The organism is Mesorhizobium sp. M1E.F.Ca.ET.041.01.1.1, assembly GCF_003997355.1.
Classification (GTDB): domain Bacteria; phylum Pseudomonadota; class Alphaproteobacteria; order Rhizobiales; family Rhizobiaceae; genus Mesorhizobium.
Genome location: NZ_RZSL01001082.1, coordinates 1 through 1,064, shown reverse-complemented (window position 1 = coordinate 1,064; position 1,064 = coordinate 1). Strand labels below are relative to the sequence as shown.

The window sequence follows — 1,064 nt, the reverse complement described above, 5'->3', positions numbered from 1 at the left end:
GGATCGTAGAGCAGGCGAACGTCATCGATCTGTTTGCGCGTCCAGCGCATCCCTACACGCAGGGGCTCATGCGATCGGTGCCCGACCGCCGGCGCGGCCGCCAGCGCCGCCTCCCGGAAATTCCGGGCATCGTGCCAAGCCTGCGGGAGACTATTCTCGGCTGCAGCTTTGCGCCTCGTTGCCCATTCGCCATCGACATTTGCCGTGACAAACCGCCCGCCCTCCGTGATGTCGGATCGAGCCACGCTGCAGCTTGCTGGCGCGCCGAAGACGTGATGGGCGCATGAGCGGTCCTTTGCTGAAAGTTGAGAACCTGACCAAGCACTATCCGCTCGGTGCCGGAATCTTGAAGAAAAGCATTGCTGTGATCAGGGCGGTGGAAGATGTAACCTTCACCGTCGAGGCCGGTGAGACGCTTTGCATCGTCGGTGAATCAGGATGTGGCAAGTCCACCGTCGCGCGCCTCCTGATGCGGCTTGTGGAGCCGACGTCTGGCCGCGTGCTGATCGAGGGAACCGATATTGCCAGCCTCAAGAAGGACGCGCTTCGCGCCTGGCGCCGTCGCATGCAGATGGTGTTTCAGGACCCTTACTCGTCGCTGAACCCGCGCCTCACTGCCGGACAGATCATCACCGAACCGGTCGAGAATTTTGAGCGCCTCGGCCGAACGCAGCGCCAGGCGCTTGCCGCTGACCTTCTGCAAAAGGTCGGAATGTCGCCCGAGATGATGGGCAGGCTGCCCTCCGAGCTGTCGGGCGGTCAGCGCCAGCGGCTCGGCATAGCACGTGCCCTGGCACTCAACCCCTCGCTCATCATCGCCGACGAGGCGGTGTCGGCGCTCGACGTGTCCGTGCAGGCACAGATCCTGAATCTGCTGCTGGATCTCCAGCAACAGATGGGCATCGCCTTCGTCTTCATCTCGCATGACCTCGGCGTCGTCGAGCATATCGCGCACCGCGTTGCCGTCATGTATCTGGGCCGCATCGTGGAACTCGCCCCGAGCGAGGCCCTCTTCGCCAAACCGGTCCATCCCTACACCGAGGCGCTGATCGCGGCAGCGCCGG

Annotated in this window: 2 protein-coding genes; both read left to right on the top strand. The window is 63.6% G+C overall.

Going from position 1 to position 1,064, the window contains the following annotated elements:
• A partial coding sequence (locus EOA38_RS37520; RefSeq protein ID WP_348627560.1) for an oligopeptide/dipeptide ABC transporter ATP-binding protein occupies nucleotides 1-287 on the top strand: 287 nt, incomplete at its 5' end.
• Nucleotides 284-1,064, top strand: a 781-nt coding sequence (locus EOA38_RS37515) for an ATP-binding cassette domain-containing protein (protein ID WP_145966335.1), incomplete at its 3' end; no start/stop codon positions are given. The genes EOA38_RS37520 and EOA38_RS37515, both read left to right, overlap by 4 nt.